This is a genomic window from Lysinibacillus composti, assembly GCF_016908465.1.
Classification (GTDB): domain Bacteria; phylum Bacillota; class Bacilli; order Bacillales_A; family Planococcaceae; genus Ureibacillus; species Ureibacillus composti_A.
The window spans coordinates 109,719-117,446 of record NZ_JAFBDY010000012.1; the positions used below are offsets into that span (position 1 = coordinate 109,719).

The following is a 7,728-nucleotide window of genomic DNA, read 5'->3' on the forward strand; positions in this document are numbered from 1 at the left end:
TTTACATCCCCTGATACCCCAAATAACAATCAGACAAAATAAGTGTTCGGTTCTTGACCGCACATGACTCTACCGTATGTTTCAATCAAACTTGATGGTGTGATGAAACCATGTAAATGCATCGATAAGAAGTCGCGATAGAATAATTGGAATAGATTTTGATTATATGAGAAAACTGACCCTGCCCCCGCAGTCATTAAATCAATTGCTTCTTTGCATAATTGATTTACGTAACCGAAGTCAGCTTTGATCTTTATGCCTTCTTCCATTGTTAACTTCTGATGTTTAACTGAATATTCATCTAACATATCAACCGCGCGATGTAGATGTAGTTCAGCTGAGTCAATCTTTAACTGTGCTTGAGCCACTTGTAAATGTGTTACAGCTGCTTCGCTCATTTTATTGTAGAATGTATTCCCGATGCCTGCTTTTTGAACACGTTCCATGTGTAAATCCATTGCAGCCTTTGTAATTCCTAGAGCTGGCCCTACAATCGATAGTGTTAATGATGGTACAAAAGGTGTTCGATATAGAGGTACTTCTTGTAATTCTTCAATCATGTAATGTCCTTTTTGAGCAAGTCGATCCAATGACACACGATATTCTGGAACAAACACATCTTTCACATGAACACTATTACTACCAGAACCACGTAACCCCATTACGTTCCAGTCGTTAAGTACCGTTACATCCTTACGTGGAACAACCATGATTGCCATTTCGACGCTACCGTTTTCATCGATTAGTGGGAAACCGAAATATAACCAATCTGCATGCGGACTTCCTGAAACAAACGGCCACTGAGCTTCCTCGATGTAGTAACCCCCATCAACTTTCTTAATTTCACATTTGATTGGTTTAAAGTTACCAGCTAAAACAACATCTTCACCAGTGCCGAAAATTTCTTCTAATGCTTCTCTACCGAATGCGTAAGAAATCATATAATCACGAATATTACTTAATGAAACGAACCAACCTGCTGATCCATTTCCTCTTGAAATTTCCGTGACGACTTCTGTAAATGTACGCATATCAGTTTGATATCCACCATACATTTCTGGTCTTAATACTTTTAATAAACCTTCAGCTTGAAGCTTATCAACAATTTCTTGAGGTAAATGACTTTCTCGATCAATTTGCGGACTATAATCTCTTAACATTGGAATTAAGGCATGTGCACGCTCTACAAGCATTTTTCTTGTATCTACAATCGTTTGACTCATTCTTCCACCCCTTTATACTGTCGTTACTTTTTTAGCTGGTTCAAAAAAGTCTTTCGTTAACTTAACAAATTGATCTTTTTGTTCGATTTGAGCCCAATGACCGCATCGTTTGAACACGTGAAGGTTTGCATTTTCTAAGTAGTCTAACATATATAAGCTACTTTGAAGTGGAACAAAACGATCTTGGTGACCATGAATTAATAAGAACTCATTCGTCATTCGTTTTAATGCAGATGGTGGTACTAACATATCTGCTAAACTTGAATTCACGAAGTTTTGTTCATACGATTTACGTACATCTGGACGATTAAATAATTTCATGCGCTCTTCAACAATTGCATCTAGTTTATCTTCCATACCAGAAAGGTCATAAAGGAACCAACTTAAAAGGTTTTTAAGTGCTTTAGGTGTTGGGTCTTTATGGAAGTTTGTTAATTTTGCTAGTTCAGGGGTTGGTTCAACTAAGCCTCCACCTGCTCCCATTAAACAAACTTTGTTAAAACGCTCTGCTGAATCCATTATAAGGTACAACGAAATGACGCCACCTAATGAGTTTCCTACTAAATTTGCTTTTTCAATGTTTAACGCATCTAGTAAATCAGTAATTTGTTGTACTCGCCAGTTCATCCATTCAACACCATTTGCAGGGTATTGTTCTGGGTGATCTGTATCACCAAAACCAACTAAATCAAGTGCCACAACATGGAAATCGTTTTCATATTCAGGCAGAACATGTTCCCAGTTTGATTTTGCACTCGCTCCGGGGCCACTACCATGGATAAATAGGATTGTCTCTGAGTTGCCTACTCCACCTTCAAGAATATTTGTTTCATAACGACCAGTTTTCACTTTACGAGTTACGATTGCCATTCTTTTCACCTCTAATTTTTATTTACCTTTTGGTAGATTAATAGAAACTACTTTCTTTTAGACACAAACCCCGAGCCTTCTCGTTACTGTATTTACGACTGTTAAAAAATTTAGCTGAATTTTGAAGCAGATTTTTCAATATTAAATTGAATTATTTTGAACTAACTGAAGTTCTTTTACTACACTCCTTTGTTTCCCTAATTGAATCTTGCCATCTGGACTTGCAATTGACGCTTCGATGACATCTCCAACTTTTAAATACTGACCAATTTCAAATTGTCTTTGAATTACTTTTGTTTTTTCTTCTGGAGAAGCTGTTAAACTAGTTAAACAATTTAATTCCTCAGTAGAAAGTTGCATTGCAACCCCACCTGGAGTTCCTGTTAACACTAAATCACCTACAGTAAGATCCATCGTTTGGGCTAACTCATTTAATGTTTCTACAGGTTTATAAAGTAATTGGTCTGTGTTCGCACTTTGACGAACCTCACCATTCACTGTTAACAATAATTCTAGGTTGTATATTTCGTTAACCTCATCTTCATCAAGAATATATAAATAAGGGCCTACTGGGCAAAATGTACGATAACTTTTTCCTTTAAGCCATTGAAGTTCTGTTAGTTGTACATCTCGTGCTGATACATCATTTGTAATGACTAGGCCAGCAATATAGTCAGATATATTTTCATCTGTAATTACTGTTTGTTCGTTAATTTCTTTACCAATGACTAAACCTAATTCGATTTCATAATCTAATAATTGAACATGCTCAGGTTTAACAATTGCATCAAATGGACCACTAATAGAACTTGGGGCTTTTCCGAAAATCATGTTATAAGGAGGTCTACTTGATGACATACCTGTTTCTTTTCTATGCATCGAGTAGTTAACACCCTGACAAACGATATTCGTCGGGTTTGTAACGGGCGAAAGTAGTTCAACTTCTTCTAAAAGTACTTTTTCCGAATCCTCTTTAACTAGTTTTTCTCTTGCTTCTTGAACACCGTCTACAAGAAAATCCGATAAATTTTCAGCTTCATTAGATATAGGAATGATATTCTCTTCAGCTAAAACTCCCCATGAAATCTTTCGACTCTTTCTGTATCGTACAATTTGAATCCCCATTTTTGGCCACCTCACTATTTATAATAAGTATTGCAAGAATAGAAGTTTAATATAATTAAAAATTCCCTATGTAGAGTTGTAGTAAACTCCAATTCTCTTTATATTCTAAATTAATAGAAAATATAGTCAAATATAAAATGTGTTAAATTTAGGTATTATCCTTTAAACAAAGCTGTACATACCAGATCAGATAATACCTAAAAAATTTTTTACAAAGATAAATCTGGACTTACCTTCTCTTTTGGCGCTTTCACGAAGAAGTACCAAACAATGGATAATAAAATTAATCCAACTGTTGAAATAAGAAGTGCAAAATTACCAACTTGTTGATTAAATAGTTGCATAATCAATCCATATAGGAATGGCCCAGAAATACCACCGAGACCTTGACCAACAACAACTAAACCAACGTAAGATACACCTTTTTGTTCTGATAACTCAGAAACTCTTGCAAATACACCTGGTAGAACAAGTCCCATTGCAAATCCACCAACTAGACTACCAATAAAGATGGCAGATAAACTATTTGCAGAATAACAAATGAGCATCCCAACACCTGTAATAAATACGGCCATTGGAACAACACCGACCGGGAATCTACTGCGTAAACGGCCAAAGATAAGACCTGCTATCAATGTTCCGAATGTGAAAATAGAAACCGCTAAACCAGCTTCCGTAGCATTTCCAAGTCCCTCTGCTTGAATCACAATAGAGATATTTGTTACATATCCAAAGATAAATGCAGAATAAATCACTTGACCTAATGAGAACCCATAAACTTGTTTTGGTGCTTTGAATAGATCTTTTACGGTTGCATTTGGTTTATCTCTTCTTTCAGGTTCAGGTAAGAATAAGAATGTTAGAGCTAAAATCCAGATTGGGAATAAGTAAGTTAAGAATCCATATTGCCATCCATATGCATCAGCTAAAATCCCCCCAACTAATTGGAAAAAGATTGCACCAATACATGCTATTGTCGAAGTACCTAAACCAATTAAAGTATCTTTCTCGCGGCCTTCAAAGAAATCAGAAATTATATCAATTGATAATGGCATTGTAATACCAACACCTAATCCCAAAATTCCGCGGAACAAAATAATTAATGGTAAGCTATCAATGAAGAACGGCATTACTCCACCAATCATAAATAAAACTAAACCGGTAAATAACAGTGTGCGTTTCTTAAATCTCGATGATAGCTGTCCATAGAACAAAGCAGGTACAATTTGTATCAGACCTGGAAAAGTTGCTACTAACATGACGATTGTAGGATCAAAGTTAGGGTAGGCTGCGATAATGTCTGCCATAATCGAGCCTGCAACACCAGCTGCTACATCTTGAAAGGCAATGATGACGATTAAAAACTTTAGAAAATTTCTACCAATTGGTTTCCCCAAGTTATCCGCCCCTTTAATTTCATTCATCTAAACTTCCCCATAGTGATGAAATGTTCGCCAAAAGGTTATCTAATCAACGTATAAACCCCGAATGAAATTAAGCCTCCGGCGGATGTCATGGATTTTATGAGGAGATATAGGCAGTTAGCTAAGTACGACTTATCCGAACGACAACTTACTAGCCAACATCCATTTTGACCTTCCCACAATTAAAATCCAGACAAAAATACACTAATGCGCATTTGATTATTCATCTTTACCAAATACAAAGGCACCATTCAATTTTTACTACATTAAAATCGATCGACCTCCTATCAAACTTCCAAAAGTTATCGAATTAAGCGCTTTCATCCGTTAAATGAATTCTAATGTCAAAATTGTGAATTTTCAACAAGATTTAGAAACTCAATAAATTAATTATGAATAAAGACCCCTTTACTGTTAGTAAATTACGGAGTTGTTATCTCGAAATAATGTTAATGAGTTTTTTAACCCAGAATTTACCTAATGTTATACAAATGGCCAATATCCACTTATAGCTGAAATTCAATTTTTATTGTTTAAAAATTTCTTTTTCAATATTTAATAGATTGATGAAAATATAAGGAATTTTGTATTAGTTGTTCGAATTGTGTCTTTTATTACGATAAAACTAAATGTAAATTTAAGAGAATAACTGGTTATTTGATAATGGAGAGAGAAATTAAATGAAAAAAAGAAAGATAGAGATAAGCTGTTTTTGGGGTCATGAGCAGAAAAAAGTTACCTTTCTAATTCCTAATTCTATTAAAAAGGCGTAAACAAAGTTGATTTCACAACTTTGTTTACGCCTAAAAAAACAAAATAAACTATATTTCATTCTTTGATTCGATACTTTTCGCAATCAAACCGCCATGGAATCGGCCATTTTCAATAAAGATTTCATTCGCATTATTACCTGCAGCAATGACTCCAGCAATAAATAAGTTTTCAATATTTGTTTCCATCGTTTCTTCATTATATGTTGGTCGACCAGAAGCCTGATCGATATTCACACCCATCGATTTAATGAAATCGTGGTCAGGGTGATAACCTGTCATGGCGAAAACAAAATCATTTTTAACTATTTGCTCAATTCCATTAACCTCTAGAATCACTTCATGATCACGTATTTCTTTCACATGACTATCAAAATGCATGATGACCTCACCGTTTCGAACGAGCCCTGCAAATTCAGGTAATACCCACGGTTTAATACTTGGTGAATACTCACTTCCTCGGTAAACAACTGTCACACGGGCACCTGCTTTATTTAATTCGAGCGCTGCGTCTACTGCAGAGTTTTTGCCCCCAATGATGACAACATCTGTATCAAAAAAAGGATGAGCTTCTTTAAAATAGTGAAATACTTTCGGTAAATCTTCCCCTGGAATGCGCATGAAATTTGGCTGATCATAGTAGCCAGTAGCAATGATGACATATGGAGTAACATAAGCATTTTGATCGGATGTAACGATAAAATCACCATTCTCAGTTTTTCTAATAGATTCAACTGTTTCAAAACGATTTACTTTTATATTTTTCAACTTGACTACTTCTCGATAATAGACAAGTGCTTGATTTCTTTTTGGTTTACGACCTTCTATAATAAATGGCACGTCGCCAATTGCTAACTTTTCACTTGTACTAAAGAAAGTTTGATGGGTTGGATAGTTATAAATCGCATTAACTATGTTACCCTTTTCAATCACAATTGGATTTAAGCCTATATTTTGTAGTTCAATCGCTGCTGATAAACCACAAGGACCTCCCCCAACAATAATTGCATCAATTTTTTGCATTTAAGACATCTCCCTTAATCTTGCTACTGTTATTATAGCGCTATTTTGTAGATTATGGGTTAGGTTTCCGGTACAAAGTTTACATCAATAATGTGACATTGTGGTTTTGCATTGAATCTCATCGGAATCAAGGTTGTTCCATAGCCGTTACTAATTAGTGTTGGCACACCTTCTCGTATAGAAAATGATCCATGTGGATGCAAACCAAATGGGCCAAGACGAATTTGACCACCGTGTAAATGCCCACCCATCATTAAATGCGCATTATATTTTTTTCTTACAATTGGAAATACCTCTGGATTATGTGAAATAAAGAATACGATATCCCCTTGTTGGCAATTTTTAAAAGCTAAATCTTGTCGTGCATTTCTCGATGTCGTATCATCTATTGCACTAATCCAACACTTATTCTGAACATTTTGTAGAATTACAGCATTATTTTCAACAATTTGCACATTCGTTTCTTTGAAAATCGTTCGTAGTCGCTCTTCCCCAATTTCTCTGTCGTTATTTCCCCAAACAAAATAAACGGGTCCTATAGACGTCAACAAAGCAATATTCTCATATATTCGTTCGATTGGAGTACGTTGATCAGCAAAATCTCCGCCGATAATAACTGCATCTATTGGTTCATTTATGGCATTAATCATTTTTTTGTTTATTTTGCGAAGATGAACATCAGAAATAAAAAACAGTTTAACTTGTTCCTTCTTACCTTTTAGGCGAATTTCATGATGCAATAGATGGTTTTCAAATGCTTGTCGTACCATATAGATTAGCACCCCAATAATTAGAAGAACCACAATGATTAACATCTCAAAAAGCATACGTGTACCCCCTAATCTCAAAAATAAAAAGACGATGTTCAATAAACCATCGCCTTTTTACTCACTCATTTACACGAAATGATGAAGCTATTTTAATGTATTTTATTGGATAAATCAAATTCGTGCTCATAAGAAAAGTGGAGAACGCCCGTAGCTCCGACAACAACTGGAGGAACCGACAAAAGGTCGCTTTTTGACCTTGTAGGCGGTTTCGAAGTTGTCAAGGAGCTGGCGTTCGCAGCTAGACATCAAGAAAAGCGGAGGCGGCTCGTTCACACCCGACAAGCGCTGGAGGCAATACTGGTGAAGGCGCTTTTTGCCTTCGCCGGTATTGTCGAAGCGACCTCGAGGGTGTAGCCACCGCAGCTAGACAAGAAAAGCGGAGGCGGCTCGTTCACACCCGACAAGCGCTGGAGGCAATACTGGTGAAGGCGCTTTTTGCCTTCGCCGGTATTGTCGAAGCGAC

General features: G+C 36.1%; 7 protein-coding genes. All 7 read right to left on the reverse strand.

The window, feature by feature from the left end; translation table 11 throughout:
- Window positions 1-29 precede the first annotated feature (29 nt).
- The gene (locus JOD29_RS13205; RefSeq protein WP_124765074.1) at window positions 30-1,223 is read right to left on the reverse strand and encodes an acyl-CoA dehydrogenase family protein; all 1,194 of its coding nucleotides are present in this window, start codon (window positions 1,221-1,223) and stop codon (window positions 30-32) included.
- Between the two features lie 12 nt (window positions 1,224-1,235).
- Complete coding sequence (locus tag JOD29_RS13210) at window positions 1,236-2,093, reverse strand: alpha/beta fold hydrolase (RefSeq protein ID WP_124765076.1); 858 nt, start codon at window positions 2,091-2,093, stop codon at window positions 1,236-1,238.
- 141 nt (window positions 2,094-2,234) lie between these two features.
- The gene (locus tag JOD29_RS13215) at window positions 2,235-3,218 is read right to left on the reverse strand and encodes a fumarylacetoacetate hydrolase family protein (protein ID WP_124765078.1); all 984 of its coding nucleotides are present in this window, start codon (window positions 3,216-3,218) and stop codon (window positions 2,235-2,237) included.
- Between the two features lie 209 nt (window positions 3,219-3,427).
- Window positions 3,428-4,642 (reverse strand): MFS transporter, encoded by a 1,215-nt coding sequence (locus tag JOD29_RS13220; RefSeq protein ID WP_124765080.1) that lies wholly within the window; start codon window positions 4,640-4,642, stop codon window positions 3,428-3,430.
- 821 nt (window positions 4,643-5,463) lie between these two features.
- The gene (locus tag JOD29_RS13225) at window positions 5,464-6,435 is read right to left on the reverse strand and encodes a YpdA family putative bacillithiol disulfide reductase (RefSeq protein ID WP_124765082.1); all 972 of its coding nucleotides are present in this window, start codon (window positions 6,433-6,435) and stop codon (window positions 5,464-5,466) included.
- 59 nt (window positions 6,436-6,494) lie between these two features.
- Window positions 6,495-7,262 (reverse strand): metallophosphoesterase, encoded by a 768-nt coding sequence (locus JOD29_RS13230; RefSeq protein WP_124765084.1) that lies wholly within the window; start codon window positions 7,260-7,262, stop codon window positions 6,495-6,497.
- 272 nt (window positions 7,263-7,534) lie between these two features.
- Window positions 7,535-7,728: hypothetical protein (locus JOD29_RS13235; RefSeq protein ID WP_205101683.1), on the reverse strand; the 194-nt coding region annotated here is incomplete at its 5' end.